This window comes from Arthrobacter sp. Soil736, from assembly GCF_001428005.1.
In the GTDB taxonomy this organism is placed as follows: Bacteria; Actinomycetota; Actinomycetes; order Actinomycetales; family Micrococcaceae; genus Arthrobacter.
In genome coordinates, this window is the sequence record NZ_LMSB01000001.1 from 230,348 (window position 1) to 248,917 (window position 18,570).

Below are 18,570 nucleotides of genomic sequence, written 5' to 3' on the forward strand. Positions count from 1 at the left end.
ACTTTTCCAAACGTCGCAGGTCAGATTCCCTTATTCCCCATAAGGGACCCGCTTACGACACGATGCGGTCCTGCTTCGCGCGGGCGCGGTGTTTGCGGACGTTGTCACGGTTTGCGCAGCGCACGGAACAGTAGCGCTGGCGACCGTTGCGGGTGACATCGACCACGACTGCCCTGCAGGGATCGCCTGATGACCTCCCTGCGGCGCATCGGCTGAGCCTATGAGCGCCGCGAGTGCTGAGGTGCAATGCAGTTCCGACACTGATCACGGCGAGCAATACGTGCGGAAGAGCCTGGTCGAGGTCGCGGTAGTGAAGATGCCATCCTTCACCGTCGTGATCGGTGAGGCGCGGATAGGCGGCGGCAGCAGCCATCTGGGCGTTCAACAGAGCGGCCCTGTTCTGTGGATCGCGTTCATCGACGACTGAAAGCCACGCGTCAATGACGTCGCGGGTTTGCTCATGATCGTCTCCGGCGGAGAGCTTGTAGTCCATCGTCATACCGAACTCACGAGTCCGCTGCACGAGACCGTCCCTATCGGCTGGCCAATCGTTCGCCAACGAGGCGGCGAGGAGTACCGCGTACTCACCGTAAGGGTTGAGATGCATAAGGCTATTACATCATTGTTGGAGTCATGACGATTTTTCCTTGGGCTGCCGATCCGCAGACACGATATATGTATCCAGCGAGCAGGACGGTGCGCCCGTGATCGCGGCGACAGACTTCGGAACGGGGGTCTCGACGGTCGCGGCAGGCGGGATGGCTCTAACGGCACTCGGCATGGTGCTCACGCCGGGCCCGAACATGGTCTACCTGGTCTCACGCAGTGTGAGCCAAGGGCCATTGGCAGGAATGATTTCTCTCGCAGGCACCTGTGCTGGCTTCCTCGTCTACATGACGATGGCGAACCTCGGGCTCGCGATGGTGTTCGTCGCGGTGCCGTGGCTCTATGCCGGAATGAAAGCCGCAGGAGTCCTCTACTTGGCCTACCTCGCGTGGCAGGCACTCAAGCCCGGCGGGCGCGGCGTTTTCGAAGTTCGCGCACTCCCTCGCGATTCCGCACGCAAGCTCTTCCGCATGGGCCTCCTCACGAACGTGCTGAACCCAAAAACAGCGGTGATGTATCTTGCGCTCATTCCGCAGTTCATCGACTCGGGCCGGGGAGGAACAATTGTCCAGGGCTTCTCCCTCGGAGCGATCCAGATTGCCCTGAGCATGCTTGTGAACGCACTGATCGTCCTCGGCGCCGGGTCGATCTCTGCATTCCTCTCTGCCCGGCCGAGCTGGACGAAGTGGCAGCGACGCGTCACCGGCTCGGCGCTCGGCCTAGTGGCGGTCCTCCTCGCGCGGGAAGTACCCGAAAAGGCACGCATATAGGATTCTGAGGATGAGAGTTCGCCGAGCCTGCATGCCCACACCGCCGGCACGGCCAGCTATCGGCTAGTCACGAATGGTGCTCACCACTGAACGTGGGTTCGCGCCGGCATTCCTACTGCAGGACCTGAAAGCACTTGATTTCCAAAATCAGAACTGCGCAGTCGAAATGAGTTGCTCGGGGTCTCGGGGCCGTCCCTCGGGCCGAACTTCTGTGATTCGCGATGGAACCACGACGAGGTTGCCGGACACTTATAGGTATGGGGGGCACAGGGAAGGCATCCACGGACGGTGAGCTTTGGCTGCGCGTCATCGATGGTGACGGTGCCGCTTTTGCTTCCCTCTTCCTACGGCACCGGGACAGGGTCTTCGTCCACAGTCTCCGGCTGGTGAGAACTCCCTTTGAGGCTGAAGACGTCACCGCCATGGTGTTCCTCGAGGCTTGGCGCTGCAGATCCAGAATCCGGCTGGTCAACGATTCGATGCTTGGTTGGCTGCTGATAACAGCCACGAACGCGGCAAGAAACAAGATCAGGTCCACACTGCGCTATGAACGCCTCCTCCGGAAACTTCCGCAGTCCCCGTTGGTGCCGGATCACAGCGATTCCGTGGCTGAGAATGTTGACGATGACCGGCGGTCTCTACTCCTGCGCCAGGCCTATCGTTCGCTGGGCCGGCGGGACCAGGAAGTTATTGCGCTCTGCGTTTTGGAGGACATGAGCACAGCTGAGGTGAGCGAGTTGCTGGGCATTCCGTCGGGCACCGTGAAGTCCCGGCTTTCACGCGCCAAACAGAAACTGTCACAGCTGATGAACCCACAAGCGGGGTTTCTGCCGGCGTCGCCCCCGCTCAAGCCTGAAGAGGAAACACCATGAATGAGATTCCGCGTTCACAGCGCTTCAGCGCCGAACGCAGCGCAGCCATCGAGGCGCTCCTGACCAACGTCGCGCAGGACGGAACCCCTGAAAACCGGCACTTCCAGAACACCAAAGGCAAGAGGATTCTGCTTTCCGGTGCCGCCGTCGCCTTGGTGGTGACGGGCGGAGCGGTAGTGATGCAGCTGCCCGTCACGGACAAAAGCTCGATACTTTGCTTCGCCCGAGCCGAACTCCACGGCAACCAGTTCCCCGGCACCACAGTTGTTCTGGGGGAAGGCACACGGGTCGGAGAGCCATCGACGCAAAGCAACCCTATCCCTATCGAGGACGCGTTGGCCGCCTGCCGGGACGTGTGGGCTCAGCACCTGCTCGACCCCGATGCCCCCAACGGCAGCGCACATCCAAGCCGGTATGACCGCAGCTTCTCCCACCCGATTCCTAACCCATTGACCGTATGCGTTCTCAATGACGGCCGTGCCGCCGTCATCCCCGGGGACGAAAAAGTGTGCAGTTCACTGGGGCTCGCGTTGAAAACCGATACCGCCCCCTGAAAGGGGGCCTCGCGGCCTCGACGAGACTTTGATGCCCCGGCCGTCACCCCCGTTCTCCTCAGTGTCAGCGAAGTAGGTCGTTCGGCCCGGTGAGGCTGAGTAGAACGTCGGCGATCTGAGACAGCTTTGTGAGGTCTTGGCCCCTGGCGACGCCCAGACTGACTTACTTCAGCGATCCGGGCTCAGCGACCACAGCATGGCAGCACCGGGACGATGGACGGCTGTCTCCGCCGCGGTCTGGTCCAGGGTCATCACAACGTTTGGTGATGAGTGCGCGCCGGGGCGGCCATGGGGGAAGTGCGGCATTGGGGCTTGCCGGTTTCCAAGGATTCTCAAACCCCTAAAACTGGGACCGGTTCAGGAAATCCTAAGCTTTTTGCAAGTTGTTCAGTAGATCATGTTCCGAGGGGAGTGCACGCAAGTTGCCAGGACCGCAGCAGCTGGCGCTTCGGTTTCTCGTATCACGCCGGGAAGATTGCCTGGGACTGACACAGGCAAACAACTTCAACGAGTGGTGAGGCTAGTGACCATCCCTATGCAGGTCGACGTTCAACCCGGGGGAGCAACGATGCTGGACTTTGTATTTGCTTACATAGGCGGGCGTGGTAGAGGTCGCAGGACTTCCTGGCTTGGCGTAAAGCGGGGAGGTGGTCTTCGTCCACGCGGGTCGCGGAATCTGCGGCTCCATGGACTGCTGACAGCGCTGCTGCTTGCGGTGAGTGCTCTGGTGGTGCCGGCTGCGGCGTCGGCTGCTGAGGGTGATGTCGGGGTTGAGGGTCAGTCGCATACGGGCACGGGGACGCCGACGGGCACGAAGCGGGCGACGAGTGATTTGTGGTTCAACGACGGGGTCTGGTGGGGGAACCTGTGGGACACTGCCAGCTCGGATTTTCACATCTTCCGGTTCAATGCCGCGACGAGCTCGTGGGTCGACACGGGTGTGAGAACCGACACGCGCGCGAACACCCATCATGACGTGTTGTGGGACGGGACGACGTTGTATGTGGCGAGCTACCGGTTCGTCAACGACGGTCTGCCGGCTGAGCCGAACTTCCCGTCAACGATGCGGCGTTTCAGCTACGACTCGAGTACAAAGACGTACTCGCTGGAGAGTTCTACAACCATCAACAACTTCCGCGTTGAGACCCTGACCATCGATAAGGACTCGACTGGCCGGGTGTGGGCCACGTGGCAGCAGGAGAACCAGATCTATTTGAACGTCACTGGCACGGATGGCAAGACGTGGGGGACGCCGTTCGCGCATCCTGCGTCGTTGAGCAACGTGTCTGTGGACGACACGGCGGCCGTGATCGCGTTCGGACCCGGCAAGATCGGGGTGTTGTGGAGCCGGCAGCTCGGTGACTCCACCGACGGCATGTACTGGAGCTACCACGACGACGACGACTCGAACACCGACTGGACCGCTCCTGTGGCGGCGCTGTCGGGGCAGCGCAGCAGTGATGACCACATGAACTTGAAGTGGCTGGACTCCTCGGGCGGTCGGGTTTTCGCCGCTATTAAGACGTCGTTCACGTCGGCGTCTCAGCCGCTGATCCAGCTGTTGGCATTGAGTGGTACGACGTGGTCGGCGCACACGATCGCGACTGTGTCGGAGTGCCCGAACCGGGTGATCGTCCTGATTGANTTAAGACGTCGTTCACGTCGGCGTCTCAGCCGCTGATCCAGCTGTTGGCATTGAGTGGTACGACGTGGTCGGCGCACACGATCGCGACTGTGTCGGAGTGCCCGAACCGGGTGATCGTCCTGATTGAYGAGAGCACGCAGAGGCTGCGTACCTTCGCTASCTATCCGAAGCCGAGTGGCACGACGAACGCYGGTGTCTGCACTAGCTCGGGGGGTGCGATCTACGAGAAGTCCWCGCCGCTGGACAACATCAACTTCACCACGGCGAAGACGGCTCGTATCGTGGACGCCGACCAGTATGTCCACAACGTGACGTCGACGAAGCAGAACCTCAACAGTGCGGCGCGGGGCACGGCCAACAGCGGTCTGCTGNGCTCGTATCGTGGACGCCGACCAGTATGTCCACAACGTGACGTCGACGAAGCAGAACCTCAACAGTGCGGCGCGGGGCACGGCCAACAGCGGTCTGCTGTTGCTCGCCGATGTGAACGCCACAAGCCGGTACTGGCACTCTTACGACGCCAGCGGCGGTGGTAGTGGTGATGATACGACGGCTCCGCCAAGCCCCACTCCGTCCATCCACAGCGGGGCCGACGTCGTCGCTGCCGCATCCGACGGTGTGCTGTGGAACTACCCGGCAAACGGCCACGGCGGGTCCCAGCCCCGGGAAAAGATTGGCTCCGGCTGGTCCACCCTGGCCAAGGGGTTCGTGACGGACTGGAACAGCGACGGCGTCTTCGACCTCATCGCCCAGTGGCAGGACGGCCGCCTGAGCTACTACGCCGGAAACTCCCGTGGCGGATTCGCCGCTGCCCGGGCCATCGGCACCGGCTGGGGCAGCTACCACGTCACCGTCGGCCGCTGGCGGAAAACCGACCAGTATCCGGGAATCCTTGCCTACGACGCCGCCGGGACCCTCTGGAACTACGGCAACAGTGCCGGATCATCGCTGTCACCCCGTGTCAAGACCGGAATCGGCTGGGGAGGCCTCTACCTCACCATGACCGACTTCGACCAGGACGGGGCGCAGGACCTCCTCGCCAAACGCACCGACGGCAGCATGGCGCTGTACCGCTCCACCGGAACCGGCAGCTTCGTCTCCGAAGCCAGGCGCACGGTGGGCACCGGGTGGAACAGCATCAACAGCATCACCAGCGTGGCCGGATTCACCACGGGAAGCTCCGGGCTCATGAGCCGGCTCAGCGACGGCCGACTGGCCCACTACCCCTTCAGCCAGGGCACCTGGGGTGCCCGGACCATCGTCGGCTCGGGCTGGAGCACCTACAACATCTTCCGCTAGGGCCGGCAAGGGCAGGGACACAAACCGAGCAGACCTCTGAAACTGACAAATAAGGGCTCCAGGCCGGCAGGTTCCCACCTTTGAGGAAGACTCCCTCACTAAGTCGTGAAGCTACAGGGCTGAGCAATCTCGATCAGAACGGATACGTCTCGACCTGCACACCCGTTTTCATCGCACACACCCCATCGAGCGTTCCTCAAACGGACACCCGCCATCTATCGCTGATAGAACACCGCCAAATACGGCTGCATTTCACATGTTTTGGCCGGCGCAGCAATGTCGCAGGTCAGCGGGGCGGATTCCCGTAGGGGGACCGGCTTACGGGCAGAGCTGCCTGCTGGTGCTTCAGCGTGGCAGCCACGTCATCGAAAGGGATCACTGTGGTGCTGCTCGCGGCGGCGGAGCTAGTGTGCGGACAGGCAGGTTTCCTCGCGTGGGTCGCACAATCCGGTGTCGTTCGAGGGATCATCATCGGCGCCACGCTACGGTGCGGGATCTGTTGATCTACGAGTCCCGGCTGGAGTTGGCGCGTTTGCTGTTCGCGGACTTCAAGATGTGTCGGTGCGCCATATTGTGGCGCAACCGTTTCTGTAGAAGGTTGAGGTCGCCGGGGCGGTGCACAAGCGCATTCCGGACTATCTGCTGGCCACCGACGTGGGGCCGCTGGTGGTGGATGTACTTCCCCGACCGCGCGGAGGAATCGCGCTCAGCGCCTCGTCTCGTACCTGGTCAGGACCACCCCGCCGGGAAACGTCCGCGTCTCCACCAAGTTCAGGTTCACCCAGCTATCCAGCGCGGTGAAGAACGGCGTGCCGCCGCCCACCAGGACCGGATGGGTCACGATCGTGTACTCGTCGATCAGCCCGGCCCGCATGGCCGCCCCGGCGAGCGTTGCACCACCAACCCTCATCGGCTCGCCGTCCTCAGCCTTGAGCCGGGTGATCTCCGCGACCGCGTCGCCGGTGACCAGGCGGGCGTTCCAGTCGACCTTGTCGATCGTCGAGGAGAACACCACCTTCGGCGTGTCCCGCCAGTTCCGCGCGAACTCGATCTGCGCCGGGGTGGCATTGGGCTGCTGGTCGCCGGTCGGCCAGTGGGAACTCATGGCCTCCCACAGCTTGCGCCCATACAGCAACAGGCCGATCGCCCGCTCCTGATCGAGCCACCACTGAAACAGCTCGTCGCTCGGCCCGCTCCACCCGAGGTCGTCGCCGGGCGCGGCGACGTAGCCATCCAGTGTCAGGTTCATGCCGTAGATCAGTTTCCGCATCACGCCATGCCTTCCGTCAGTCGGTCTCCATAGCATAGACCGGCGCGGCGCGGGAAACTCATCGGTGCGGCCGAGGCTAGGAGTACGCCGAAGATAACGATGATGACGTTTATTGGCAGTGCTTCTTGTAGTAGTTGAGGGCGTCATGGAAGTCTGTCGTCCCGCACATGATCAGCAGCATCCTGTCCCTCATGGCGCCATCGTGTCTGCCAATGATCTGGATGCCATAGCCTTCGGTCCTCGTTTCAACTGAGCTGTCCGGTGAGGGTTCCCTTCCGGGCGCTCAATGACGTGCTGACTTCGCAAATGGCGGGATCTCTCCTCTGCAATCTTGAGCTTGACTCGGTGAACACCTGCCTCAGTACGCCCAAAGTGTACGTATTCCGTCTTCTGAAGCGGTCCATATCAACGTAGTTCCTCCCAAGGGCGCTTGAAATGGCGTAAAGAAACCGTGCGGCAGCTCAACAACAAACCGGGCAGAACAGGCACTTTCTACAGAGAATGATCAACGACATCACGAGCACCTACGTCGTGAGGGTCTCCGGAGACTCCATGGAACAGGCCGGCATCAGCGACGGCGACGAACTGATCGTCAACCGTGCGTGGTGGCGGTCCTGGACGGCGAACTCACCGTCAAACGCCTCAGGATCACGGCCGCCGGAGTGGTGCTCCAGGCCGCCAATCCGCTGTACCCGGACATCCGGGTTCCGGCCCTGGCCGAGCTCACCGTCTGGGGCGTGGCCACGAGGTGCCTGCACCATGTCTAGGGGCGGAATTGCATTGAGGGTCCGCGTGCGAGGCACGTTCAGAGGAGCCGCACCATGCGGATCTCTCGCACGCCGTCCTCTACATTCGCGGTCCCGTCCGCCACGAACCCGTGCTTGCGATAGAACGCCTGCGCCCGAGGATTCGGATCGGCGACCCAGAGCGCTGCCGAATCGTGCGGGCCGATGACGGCATCCAGGAGGGCAGCCCCGGCACCGGTCCCATGCTCAGCTGCAACGACGTACAACACATACAGCTGCGTGCCCCACTGCGACTCGGAGCTCCGCGAGGGCCCCGCCATCGCGATCCCGATAACTTCGCCGTCGCGCTCGGCCACCGCGACGCGGTTCGCGCGGTAGCGCTCACCGCTGAGCATGGCAGTCCAGAACCGTTCCCGGGCGGCGGGCAACCCCGGGTCGTCGAGGACGTGGTCCGCCATCACGCCGCGGTACGTCTCACGCCACGACCGCACATTCACGCGCGCCATCTCGGCAGCGTCCTCGACGCGCGCATGACGAACCCTCACCGCGGCATCCATAGCCGAAACTCTACCGAGAGCGGCGGTCGGTCCGATGGCCGAATGCCGTGCCTCACCGACGATTCGCAGGCAGGTTGGAACGCCGACGGGTGCTGGCGGAAAGGTGTGCCGTGAACGCTGAAACATTTGCTCATACGCCAGATGCCAGCAGCGCCACGCTGAGTCAGCACGGAGGGAACAGCGCAGAAATGAAAAACGCGCCATACACATGAGTCCCGGTCCCAAATAGTGCTCCGGAGGCGAAGGCCCTGGGGATCGGGAGAGGCGAGCCCTGGGTTCAAGCCGGCCCCCGGGCCAAGGAATAGGGTCTCGTGACCCGGTCCAGCAACTACGAGTTGTACGGGGACATCAGCGCCCGGGTAATGAACCGTGCTGGGACGCTACTCGGCCTGGCTGGGGGTCTACATTCTGTACCCACAAAGCTGTTGTTGGAGGTCTCGGGGACCCTCGAGCGCTTCGACTTTCTTCTGGATCAGATGCTAATTAGCACGCCGCACAGGCCGCGGATCCCCCTGTCGTGCTCACCGCCGGCAAGCCGGGCAACGACACTGCCGGACCGATTCCGCGGAACCGTGCCGTGCGAGTCCAAGACAAGCCTGTCCCCACGCCCTGCTTTATCTGCATCTATCTCAAAAACAAGATAATCATCGATAGTTCCGGATAGAGCGACGGTCCCGCCAGACAGAGGCCTACGCCAGAGTCGACCCGATCGCTGAACAGGGCATGCGGGAAGGCGTTCGGCTTTGCATGGCGAAGGCTGGCTACGATTGCAGTCCGCCGAGCTCGGACCTGACGCTGGACCTCAACGGAGCCATCGGATTCAAGCGGCTCACGGTCGATGCTGCCAAAGCAAGCGGCTACGCCTGCACCGGCCCGCAGGCGTAGCGTCGGCGACCGCAGCTCGAGTTTGCGGTGCCGCCGCCCCCTTCGGGGAACCCTCAGCGGGGCGTCGCGCCCGTCTTGGGTTCCGCAACAGAGAGACATGACGACTGTCATTATCGGAACGGTAGATCACCCACCGATAGGGGCAATATCCCCGAAGTCCACTTTGACGGGGCAGCCAACTGCCTCCGAATGCGAGCCAGCAGCTGGCAGATCGCCGGCGTCTGGATCTCCGCCGCTGCCCTGCTGATCGCTGCCGTCAGGGCCGCCGTCGATCTGTGGCTGCTGTTCACGTAAGGGCCCGTTCCATGCAGGTGGCGGGGCGTAGGGTGATTCCAGGAGGCTGTGAACTAATGTACTGGGGGTTGGGGACGCATGCAGCTGTCTTTGAATGTCGATGAAATGCCGACACTGGTCGTCCATGCCAGGAACGGCGAAGAGATTCCGCAGGTCGTGAGTACCGCGGCCGCAGAGCTGCTGGGCCGGAACCAGGAAGATCTGCCATGACTAACTATCGCGACCTGGCCCAGGCTAAAGCCGGAGCCGCCCTCCAGGAGTTTCTCGACGAACGCGGCCCGGCACTGGCGCAACTCCTGGAGCGCTTGCTGGCCGACGGCCAAGACCCGGATGCGCTCCTCGACGGCACCTTCGAGAGCCTCGTTCCCCTGTGGCGGTGTTCGGCGGCGCTGGAATTCAAAGAAGGTCAGGAGGCAGCAGGCTCAGCGGCCAAGCTTGGTGGAGAGCCGATGCTTGCCAGGGATGTTTAGGGCAGACTGGTGGCGTGAGCGGAATCCGGTGGGTGCTGCACGTCGATCTCGACCAGTTCATCGCGGCGGTCGAAGTGCTCCGGCGGCCGGAGCTTGCGGGCAAGCCGATCATTGTCGGCGGTCGGGGCGACCCCACGGAACGAGCTGTGGTGTCGACCGCATCCTACGAAGCCAGGGCGTTCGGCGTGGGTTCCGGAATGCCCTTACGCATTGCGGCCCGGAAAGTGCCCGACGCCGTGATCCTGCCCGTCGATCGGGAGGCTTACCTCGCGGCGTCTGAAACGGTGATGGCTACCCTGCGCGCGCAGCCCGGCGCCACCGTGCAGGTGCTGGGTTGGGATGAAGCCTTTATAGGTACTGAGACAGAGAATCCGGAAGCCTACGCCCGGCAGGTGCAGGCCGCTGTCCTGAAGCGCACGCAGCTGCATTGCAGCGTAGGCATCGGCGACACCTTGGTCCGAGCCAAGGTCGCCACCGGTTTCGGCAAGCCGGCCGGCGTCTTCCGTCTCACTGCCGGGAACTGGCTCGAGGTCATGGGCAGTCGGCCCACCAAGGACCTGTGGGGCGTCGGAACCAAAGTGTCGGGCCGGCTGGCCAAACTCGGCATCAACACAGTCGCCGAGCTCGCCGCGTCCGACCCCCAAGACCTGGTCCCGGAGTTCGGCCCGAAGATGGGTCCTTGGTACGCGGAGCTCGGACGCGGGGACGGCGCCAGCGTTGTGGACGACACCCCGTGGGTTGCCCGCGGGCATAGCCGTGAGACCACCTTCCAGCGGGACCTGACCGAGCCCGCCCAGGTGGACGACGCCGTGAGGGAGCTGACAGCGCGTGTCCTTGAGGATGTTGTGGCCGAAGGACGGCCCGTGGTTGGGCTGACCCTCAAGGTTCGGTACGCGCCGTTCTTCACTAAGACCCACGCGAGGAAGATTCCCGAGACATTCGACCGGAACGAAATCCTCGCGCGGGCTTTGGACCTCGCAGCCGGAATCGAAGCGGGCCGTCCGATCCGACTCCTAGGCCTGCGGGCCGAAATGGCAATGCCCGACGATGCCCGAAAGGGACATACGCCGACGCGCGGCGGTTGGTGACGGCGTCGCTCCCTTCCTTACCAGCGCGGATGAATCGCTTCGCGGAAGTAACGGTCGTAGATGTCCAGTGCGCCGGTGGCAAGCCCGGTGCCGACGTCGTACATCGCTCCCGCCGCAGCGTTTGCCCTAGCCTGCGCCGCGGAACGGGCACCGGGGAAGACCGTGGTGACGCCGTCCTGCGCGATCACCCACGCGAGGGCTGCTTGCGCAGTGGTGACGCCGTCGGGCACCAGGCCGCTGGGATGAACTGCCCGTCGTCCGGGCAGCCTGAACTGGTTGGGCCTAACTCTGCGCGGGAGGCGCCGTCAGTCCACAAACTCGGACTGGGTCTCGATGAAATCCCACTCGGATTCGGTCAGAACCGCCTGCGGCGTGTCCGGATGCGGACCGCCCGCTTCGGCGATTCCTTGCATCACGAACAGCGGAAGCTCTCCGGCCCGAAGGTTTTCCCGCAGCCACTCCTTGCTTTTCAGGTCCAGATCCAGCCACCACATGTATATCTCCATGCCACGCCGCCTCTCTACGTCTCAACGCTAGGCCCGCCGTCCGCCGGATTCAAGGGAAAACGGCACCGGGCCAGGACGACTTACATCTCCGGCCGCCACGTGCGAACGTGGCGGCAAAGTGCCTGACCCCGCTGGAAGTCTGGTTATTCATCAGGTGCCGGGCACACAATAAAGTATGTCTCCAGAGCGCTTCAGCGGCCCCCCTCCCCTGCTCGTGGGCGTAGTGCCCGGCCAGCATCCCGAGGTTCTCCAGACAGCCGCCGAACTGGCCCAAAAGCTTTCCGTCCCTCTGCTCTGCGCCTACGTTGACGAGGCAAGCTACCTCGTGGAGTGGGACCCGGCGCGCTCCGCGCACCGTCTCTCGCTCCATCCGGACAAGAACGACGACGACATCCGGTCCCTGACGAATGATCTCAAGTCCGCGATCGGCTCCGCCGTGCGGAGCGCCTCACTCGAATGGACGCTCCGGACACTCGCCGGCGATCCGGCCCGAGCCCTCGGGCGGCTCGCGGCAGAGGTCAACGCACCAATGATCATTGTGGGAACCCCCGAGCGGGGCTTCGGCCACCGTATTACAGAGCTCCTCAATGGCTCTGTGGCCGCCTGGCTCACCCACCACCAGAGCCGCCCTGTGATGGTGGTGCCGTTCAGGATGGCCGCCCACGAGGACCGGCCGGAATGACTCAGCGGCCATTGAAACCGGCTTAGATCCGGCCCCGCGAAAGTAAAGTGAAAGTAGTTATTCGAGGTGGTGGCAAACACCGTTACCGGCACGTAAGCTGGTGAGCGCAGGCTGACCAAAGGACCTGCCTCAAAGACCGCTCCGGAGTGCGTATCCCCCAATAACGCACTCCGGAGCTTTTTAATACCCGCCTGCCACTTACTGCTCCCCCAGGCGTTGACTGATACCCCCTAGGGGTATAGCTTGAGGTCATGAGCATTCCCGAAAACCAGCCGCCTGAGGCAGTGACCGGAGAGTCGCCGCCGCAGCATGGCTACACCGCGGACAAAGATGCCTACCTGCGAAGGCTCCGGCGGATCGAGGGCCAGGTCCGGGGTATCGCGCGGATGGTGGAGGAAGACAAGTACTGCATCGACATCCTGACGCAGGTTTCGGCCGTCACCAAGGCGTTGCACGCCGTGAGCCTCGGCCTCGTGGAGGAACACATCGGCCACTGCGTCATAGGGGCGGCCTCCGAACCGGACCCCGCCCTGCGCGCCGAGGCGATCGACATCAAAGTGAAGGAGGCGGCAGACGCAATCGGGCGCCTGCTGCGGTAACGGCAAAACCCACTACCCATCCCGCTGACCCACCCCGTCAGCGCGTCAACAAGGAGCCATTCATGAGCACGATTTCCACCACAGTCCACGTCTCCGGAATGACGTGCGGGCACTGCATGTCGGCCGTCAGTGAAGAGCTCGAATCGCTGGCCGGCGTCGAGGACATCGCCGTCGATCTCAATGCCGGCGGAGTCTCCACGGTCACCATCACGTCCACCCAGGAGCTCTCGCCGTCCGAGATCGGCGAGGCAGTGGCCGAAGCGGGCTACCTTGTGGTGGCCAACGAGGCGTGAGCCGGGCTGACAGGGCAGGAGCCACGATGAGCACCGAACACCTTCCAGGGCGCCCCGCCAGCCGGGAGATCGAACTCGACATCGAGGGCATGACCTGCGCGTCCTGCGTGAACCGGGTGGAAAAGAAGCTCGGCAAGCTCGACGGCGTCCAGGCCACGGTCAACCTCCCCCTTGAATCGGCCCACGTGATGGTCCCGGCCGGAATCACCGACCAACAGATCACGGACCAGGTAGCAGCAGCGGGCTACAGGGCGCGAATCAAACCCGCCTTACACCCCACCGCACCGGACGTGCCACCAAACGACGCCGGAGGAACGACCGAGCACGCGGAGCATGGCGGACCGGCGGAGCACCAAGGTGACCACGAAGACCACATGCGACACGGCGGCACGGCCTCGGTGCTGAAGCCGCGCCTGATCGTGGCGGCCGTCCTGACGGTCCCGGTGTTCCTCATCTCGATGTTTCCGGGTTTCCAGTTCCCGAACTGGGGCTGGGTTTCCGGCGCCCTGGCCTTGCCCGTGGTCAGCTGGGCGGCGTGGCCTTTCCACCGGGCGGCGGCCATCCACGCCCGGCACTTCACCTCCACGATGGACACGCTGGTGTCCCTGGGCGTGCTTGCCGCGTACGTCTTTTCCGCCTGGCAGCTTCTCGCCGATCCGCGCCTGACCGAGCATCCCGGCATGGAGCAGATGGGCGGTGCGGGCTCCGGCGGCTTGTACTTCGAGGTCGCCGCCGTGGTCACCACGTTCCTGCTGCTTGGCCGGTTCCTCGAGGCGAACGCCAAGGCCAAGGCCGGGGACGCCCTCAAGGCACTGCTGAACCTCGGCGCCAAGGACGCGACGGTGCTGGTCGACGGCGCCGAGGTGAAGATCCCGGCCGACCAGCTCGCCGTGGGCGACGTCGTGGTCGTGCGCCCCGGCGAGAAGATCGCCACCGACGGCGTCGTCATCAGCGGCTCCTCCGCCGTCGACGCCTCGCTGGTGACGGGCGAATCGGTGCCCGTCGAGGTGGGTCCCGGGAGCCCGGTCACGGGCGCCACCATCAACACCGCCGGCCGGCTGCTGGTCCGCGCCACGCGCGTCGGCGCGGAAACAACGCTGGCCCAGATGGGCCGGCTCGTGGCCCAGGCCCAGACCGGAAAGGCACCGATTGCCCGCCTGGCGGACCGGATCAGTGCGGTCTTTGTCCCGATCGTGCTGGCGATTGCCGTCCTGACCTTTGCCGCCTGGCTGCTGACGGCCGGCCCGGACACCAGCGGGTCCGAGCTGCGCTCGGCATTCACGGCCGCGGTGGCGGTGCTGGTGATTGCATGCCCGTGCGCCCTCGGCCTGGCCACTCCGGTGGGGCTCCTGACCGGGACCGGGCGCGGCGCCCAGCTGGGCATCCTCATCAGGGGCCCGCAGGTCCTCGAGGACACCCGCACCGTGGACACCATCCTGCTGGACAAGACCGGCACGGTCACCAGCGGGCACCTTTCCGTCGACTCCACGGTTGCCTTCACGCTGTTCAGCGAGGCGGAGGTCCTGCGGCTGGCCGGCGCGGTCGAGGCAGCTTCAGAGCACCCGATCGCCCACGCGATCGCCGCTGCCGCACGGGCCACCGTGCCCGTCACCGGCCGGATGGACGACGGCGGCGGCCTCCCCGCCGTCGTCGGCTTCCGTTCCGCACCGGGCGGCGGCGTGGTGGGAACCGTGGAGGGGCGGCTGGTGGTTGCCGGCCGGACCGGGTGGCTGCAGGACAATGGCGTCAGCCCGTTGCCCGGGCAGCTCGACGCACTCCGTTCGGCGGAGGACTCGGGCGCCACGGCCATCTGGGTGGCCGTGGACGGCGAGGCTGCGGGCATCATCACCCTGCGGGACACGCTCAAACCGGGTTCGGCGGCGGCTGTCGCCAGACTGAAATCCCTGGGGCTGCGGCCCGTGCTGCTGACCGGGGACAACGCCGCAGTCGCCGCCCAGGTGGCCGCCGCCGTCGGAATTCCCGCCGAAGACGTGTTCGCGGGCGTCCTCCCCGAAGGCAAGGTGGACGCCGTCCGCCGCCTGCAGGCAGCGGGCGCCACGGTGGCCATGGCCGGCGACGGCGTGAACGACGCCGCGGCCCTGGCGCAGGCGGATCTGGGGATCGCGATGGGCTCCGGAACGGACGTCGCCATCGAGGCGGCCGACCTGACTGTCATGGGCAACGACCTCGGGCAGGTGGCAACGGCGATCGAGCTGTCACGCCGCACGCTGGTCACCATCAAGACCAACCTGTTCTGGGCGTTCTTCTACAACGCGGTGGGGATCCCGGTGGCCGCGCTGGGGCTGCTCAATCCGATGATCGCCGGCGTCGCCATGGCCGCAAGCTCCGTGCTGGTGGTGGCTAATTCGCTCCGGCTGCGCAGCTTCGGCACGGCAAGCACGCAGCCGCCCAGATAGGGCGCGGCCGGGCGGGCAGCGCCGGTGTCAGGCAGCGCCGAAGCGCACGGCCGCCCTGGCCCTGGCCTTCGCCGCTTCCTCTGCCCGGTCCTTCGCCGGCGCGTGCGTCACGAGGGCCTCGAGCAGGTGCTGCGTTGCGTGCGCCACCTCATGCACGGCACGTTCAAAGGCCTCCTCGTTGGCCTTGGATGGCCTGGTGCTGCCGCTGATCTTGCGCACATACTGCAGGGCCGCGGCATGGACCTCCTCGGACGTGGCATGCGGTTCGTAGTTGTGGAGGGTTCGGATGTTCCGGCACATACCCCCATGCTAGGCTCTGGATCGCCTGGGATCGACCCTCCGGACACCCTTCGGGAGGGGCGCCGGCACCATGGGGAGGACTGCATGGGGAGCGGTGCCCATCGACACTGTTTCGTGTCGGAGGATAGTTTGTAGGCAATGGACCTTCCGGACGAGCCGGAGGCCGCTGGGGATGCCGACTGGATCGGGTCCGTTGAATAAAGGAGATATCGAATGGCATTTTGGGGTGCAGACACCGACCAGCTCAAGACACTGAGCACGAAGCTTCAGCAGGGTTCGGCTGAAATCGAAAAGCAAAAGTCCGCGCTGACCAGCGCTCTCCAGAGCACCGACTGGAAGGGCCCGGACGCTGACAAGTTCCGGAGCGACTGGGAAAGCCAGCACGCCGCGCAGCTTACCAAGATTGCCCAGGCCCTGGACGAGGCCGGCAGGCAGGCCTCCCGCAACGCACAGCAGCAGGAGGAAGCTTCCCACCGCTAGGGCAAGCAACCGCAGGAGGGCCGGACGCACGCGTCCGGCCCTCCTGGCGTTTAACCCGGCCCCATTGGGGGCAACCGCTTACGGGACGGGTTCGACGTCGTTCGCGTGGTTGAGCGGCGCGGTAGCCGGAGTGCCGGCGCCGGTCCGCGGATCGGGTCCCCTCAGCTCGTCCAGCCGGACCAGCACGACACCGCCGACGATCAGCACCCCGCCCAGGAGCTGGATGGCGCCGGGCAGTTCGCCGAGCAGCAGCCACGCCCAGAGCACGGCAAACAGCACCTCGGTCAGCGACACGAAGGACGCCACCTTCGATCCCAGGGCGCGCGCCGCCGTGATTCCGGAGACGTACGCCAGCACGGTGGCCAGCACCACCAGTCCGCCGAGGGAAACCCACCACGGCGTGATCCACGGCCCCAATTTCGTGTCAGCCGTGCTGAAGGCCATGGGCAGCAGGCCCGTGGCGGCGGCCAGCCACATGATGGCGGCGCCCACCATGAGCCCGCCGGAGGCAAGGACGATGGGCGGGAGGGTGTCGTTTTCCTTGGCGGTGATGAAGAAATAGATGGCCAGGCAGACTGCGGCGGCAATGCCCCAGAGCACGCCGACGAAGTCGATCTTCACGGCGCCCGTCAGGTCCAGCACCAGGACCAGGCCGCCCAGCGAGAGGAGTGTTCCGGCGATGGTGAGCGGGCGTGGCCGCTTCCGGCTCGCCGCCCACATCCACAGCACGATCAGCACCGGGGCGAGGTACTCCAGCAGCAGCGCCACGCCCACCGACAGCCGGGCCACCGCGTTGAAGTAGAACAGCTGGCAGGCCGCCACGCCGATCAGGCCAAACAGCATGATGGTCACCCAGTTGTCCCGCAGCTGGTGCCATCGTCCGCGCAGCGCCGGGATGGCAGGGATCGCCAGGATGAGCGCGGCGCCCGTCAGCCGTGCGGTGACGGCGGCACCGGGGGTCCAGCCGGTTTCCAGAAGTGCCTTGGCGAAGGAGCCGGAGATGCCGAAGACGGCGGAGGAAAAGAGGGCAATGCCCAGGCCCGACGCCATGAAACCCGGCGCCGCGGGACGGGGCGAAACGGCCATCGAAGCGGACGGCGCCGTCGGGGACGTCGCTAAGGCAGCCCGCCCTGCCGGCGACGCAGGCTGCGGCATTTTGGCGCGGTTGCTGGATGCAGGCACGGCTGCCTCCTGTCAGGAGTAAAATGGGGTGTTGGTCATGACATTACGCCCCGGGACTGTAAGGAGTCAAGATGGTTTTTGCCCCTGACACGGAGGTGGCGCTGCGGACCGTGGTGCACCTCATCAACAGCGCAGCCAACGGCGAGGAGAAACTGGCCACCGTGCAGGACCTGGATGAGTTCCTCCGGGCGGAGGGCTTCACCGGATCCCGCACGCGCGACGCCGCGGAACTGGCCAGCGTGCACGCGCTGCGGTCAGATCTTGCTGCCCTGTGGACCGCGGACGAGGATACGGCCGTGGCAGGCGTGAACCGGCTGCTGCGCGAAGCCCGCGCCCTACCCCAGCTCCTGAAGCACGACCAGTGGGACTGGCACCTCCACGCCACCACCCGCGAAGCGCCGCTGGCGGACAGAATGGGAACGGAGGCAGCCATGGCCCTGGTGGACGTGATCCGCAGCAAGGAAATGGACCGCATGCTGGTGTGTGCGGCCGATGACTGCAATGCAGTGGTGCTGGACCTCAGCCGGAACCGGTCCAAGAGGTACTGCGACACCGGAAACTGCGCTAACCGCGCTCATGTGGCGGCCTACCGGGCGCGCCGCGCGGCGGGCGGGGAGTAGCAGGCCAAGCGGGGATTAGCGGGCCGGGTGCCTGGCAGCTAGGAGGTGCCGCCGTCGGGCTTTGAGTCGTCCGAGGGATGCGGCGCAACAGGACCCGGCTTCTGGCCGTGTCCGCCAAAGCCGTGCGACGGCTTCTTGGCCGAGCTAAGGTTCACGCCGGAGCCCTTCCCGAGGTGCTCGGCGTTGTCCTTGTAGCTCATGGACAACATCGCCGCGATGACGAGCGTGACGATGAAGGCGATGCCCGCGCCGGTGAAGGCGAGGTCGAAACGCGGAGCGCGGGAACTGCCGCCGGAGGCGAAGATCAGCACCGCGACGAAGGCCACCACACCCCAAAACGCGGAGAACATCAGGGGTCCCTTAACCGAGGTCCGCAGGTTCCGCGGTTCTCCTGGTTTCTGGTGTGCCACGGTGCTTCCTCCAATGCGGGCGGCG

Annotated in this window: 19 protein-coding genes and 3 pseudogenes; 14 read left to right on the plus strand and 8 right to left on the minus strand. The window is 64.9% G+C overall.

All coding sequences use genetic code 11. The features are described from left to right. Positions 1 to 52: 52 nt before the first annotated feature. Positions 53 to 607, minus strand: a complete 555-nt coding sequence (locus ASG92_RS01105; RefSeq protein ID WP_056623182.1) for a CGNR zinc finger domain-containing protein — start codon at positions 605 to 607, stop codon at positions 53 to 55. Positions 608 to 704: 97 nt separating this feature from the next. Here ASG92_RS01105 and ASG92_RS01110 point away from each other — a divergent pair, with 97 nt between their 5' ends. From ASG92_RS01110 to ASG92_RS01120, 3 genes are all read left to right on the plus strand, one after another. Next, complete coding sequence (locus ASG92_RS01110; RefSeq protein ID WP_240986946.1) at positions 705 to 1,376, plus strand: LysE family translocator; 672 nt, start codon at positions 705 to 707, stop codon at positions 1,374 to 1,376. A gap of 257 nt (positions 1,377 to 1,633) precedes the next feature. After that, complete coding sequence (locus ASG92_RS01115; RefSeq protein ID WP_056623184.1) at positions 1,634 to 2,248, plus strand: RNA polymerase sigma factor; 615 nt, start codon at positions 1,634 to 1,636, stop codon at positions 2,246 to 2,248. Continuing rightward, positions 2,245 to 2,802, plus strand: a complete 558-nt coding sequence (locus ASG92_RS01120) for a hypothetical protein (RefSeq protein WP_056623186.1) — start codon at positions 2,245 to 2,247, stop codon at positions 2,800 to 2,802. Before ASG92_RS01115 ends, ASG92_RS01120 begins: the two co-directional genes overlap by 4 nt. 3,650 nt (positions 2,803 to 6,452) lie before the next feature. On the opposite strand, the gene ASG92_RS01135 is transcribed toward ASG92_RS01120, so the two are convergent. Further along, complete coding sequence (locus tag ASG92_RS01135) at positions 6,453 to 7,016, minus strand: dihydrofolate reductase family protein (RefSeq protein WP_056623193.1); 564 nt, start codon at positions 7,014 to 7,016, stop codon at positions 6,453 to 6,455. Between the two features lie 501 nt (positions 7,017 to 7,517). Here ASG92_RS01135 and ASG92_RS01140 point away from each other — a divergent pair. Next, positions 7,518 to 7,783, plus strand: a pseudogene (locus ASG92_RS01140) (S24 family peptidase); the annotation flags it as partial. A gap of 38 nt (positions 7,784 to 7,821) precedes the next feature. On the opposite strand, the gene ASG92_RS01145 reads toward ASG92_RS01140, so the two are convergent. Then, positions 7,822 to 8,307 (minus strand): GNAT family N-acetyltransferase, encoded by a 486-nt coding sequence (locus ASG92_RS01145; RefSeq protein ID WP_240986947.1) that lies wholly within the window; start codon positions 8,305 to 8,307, stop codon positions 7,822 to 7,824. Between the two features lie 242 nt (positions 8,308 to 8,549). Here ASG92_RS01145 and ASG92_RS29435 point away from each other — a divergent pair. The 4 genes and pseudogenes from ASG92_RS29435 to ASG92_RS01155 form a co-directional block, all read left to right on the plus strand. Beyond that, positions 8,550 to 8,724, plus strand: a pseudogene (locus tag ASG92_RS29435) (DNA polymerase V subunit UmuC); the annotation flags it as partial. Positions 8,725 to 9,066: 342 nt separating this feature from the next. Then, on the plus strand, positions 9,067 to 9,204 hold the full coding sequence (locus ASG92_RS27990; protein WP_157372014.1) for a hypothetical protein: 138 nt from the start codon (positions 9,067 to 9,069) through the stop codon (positions 9,202 to 9,204). Between the two features lie 500 nt (positions 9,205 to 9,704). Continuing rightward, a complete protein-coding gene (locus tag ASG92_RS01150; protein WP_056623195.1) occupies positions 9,705 to 9,968 on the plus strand; it encodes a hypothetical protein in 264 nt (87 codons plus the stop codon). Positions 9,969 to 10,000: 32 nt separating this feature from the next. Further along, positions 10,001 to 11,056 carry a DNA polymerase IV gene (locus ASG92_RS01155; RefSeq protein WP_056623877.1) on the plus strand — a complete coding sequence of 352 codons (1,056 nt, stop codon included), beginning with the start codon at positions 10,001 to 10,003 and terminating at the stop codon, positions 11,054 to 11,056. A gap of 17 nt (positions 11,057 to 11,073) precedes the next feature. On the opposite strand, the pseudogene ASG92_RS01160 reads toward ASG92_RS01155, so the two are convergent. Together ASG92_RS01160 and ASG92_RS01165 are read right to left on the minus strand one after the other, a co-directional pair. After that, a pseudogene (locus tag ASG92_RS01160) lies at positions 11,074 to 11,295 on the minus strand (aldo/keto reductase); the annotation flags it as partial. Positions 11,296 to 11,361: 66 nt separating this feature from the next. Next, positions 11,362 to 11,562, minus strand: a complete 201-nt coding sequence (locus ASG92_RS01165; RefSeq protein ID WP_056623200.1) for a hypothetical protein — start codon at positions 11,560 to 11,562, stop codon at positions 11,362 to 11,364. Positions 11,563 to 11,737: 175 nt separating this feature from the next. On the opposite strand from ASG92_RS01165, the gene ASG92_RS01170 reads away from it, so the two are divergent. The 4 genes from ASG92_RS01170 (at position 11,738) to ASG92_RS01185 (ending at position 15,553) form a co-directional block, all read left to right on the plus strand. After that, positions 11,738 to 12,244, plus strand: coding sequence for a universal stress protein (locus ASG92_RS01170; protein WP_056623203.1), 507 nt, complete (start codon positions 11,738 to 11,740; stop codon positions 12,242 to 12,244). Between the two features lie 251 nt (positions 12,245 to 12,495). After that, a complete protein-coding gene (locus tag ASG92_RS01175) occupies positions 12,496 to 12,843 on the plus strand; it encodes a metal-sensitive transcriptional regulator (RefSeq protein WP_056623208.1) in 348 nt (115 codons plus the stop codon). Positions 12,844 to 12,905: 62 nt separating this feature from the next. Then, positions 12,906 to 13,136, plus strand: a complete 231-nt coding sequence (locus tag ASG92_RS01180; protein ID WP_056623212.1) for a heavy-metal-associated domain-containing protein — start codon at positions 12,906 to 12,908, stop codon at positions 13,134 to 13,136. Between the two features lie 26 nt (positions 13,137 to 13,162). Continuing rightward, positions 13,163 to 15,553, plus strand: coding sequence for a heavy metal translocating P-type ATPase (locus tag ASG92_RS01185; RefSeq protein ID WP_056623215.1), 2,391 nt, complete (start codon positions 13,163 to 13,165; stop codon positions 15,551 to 15,553). Positions 15,554 to 15,580: 27 nt separating this feature from the next. Here ASG92_RS01185 and ASG92_RS01190 read toward each other — a convergent pair whose 3' ends face one another. After that, a complete protein-coding gene (locus ASG92_RS01190; RefSeq protein WP_056623218.1) occupies positions 15,581 to 15,853 on the minus strand; it encodes a DUF2277 domain-containing protein in 273 nt (90 codons plus the stop codon). 213 nt (positions 15,854 to 16,066) lie between these two features. On the opposite strand from ASG92_RS01190, the gene ASG92_RS01195 reads away from it, so the two are divergent. Beyond that, positions 16,067 to 16,333, plus strand: coding sequence for a hypothetical protein (locus tag ASG92_RS01195; protein ID WP_056623221.1), 267 nt, complete (start codon positions 16,067 to 16,069; stop codon positions 16,331 to 16,333). 78 nt (positions 16,334 to 16,411) lie between these two features. Here the strand turns inward: ASG92_RS01195 and ASG92_RS01200 are convergent, their stop codons facing one another. Beyond that, entirely contained in the window at positions 16,412 to 17,419 is a 1,008-nt protein-coding gene (locus tag ASG92_RS01200) for an EamA family transporter (RefSeq protein ID WP_056623223.1), read from the minus strand. A gap of 167 nt (positions 17,420 to 17,586) precedes the next feature. On the opposite strand from ASG92_RS01200, the gene ASG92_RS01205 reads away from it, so the two are divergent. Beyond that, a complete protein-coding gene (locus tag ASG92_RS01205; RefSeq protein WP_056623226.1) occupies positions 17,587 to 18,135 on the plus strand; it encodes a CGNR zinc finger domain-containing protein in 549 nt (182 codons plus the stop codon). A 38-nt stretch (positions 18,136 to 18,173) separates the two neighbouring features. Here the strand turns inward: ASG92_RS01205 and ASG92_RS01210 are convergent, their stop codons facing one another. Next, complete coding sequence (locus tag ASG92_RS01210) at positions 18,174 to 18,545, minus strand: hypothetical protein (protein ID WP_056623229.1); 372 nt, start codon at positions 18,543 to 18,545, stop codon at positions 18,174 to 18,176. Positions 18,546 to 18,570 lie beyond the last annotated feature (25 nt).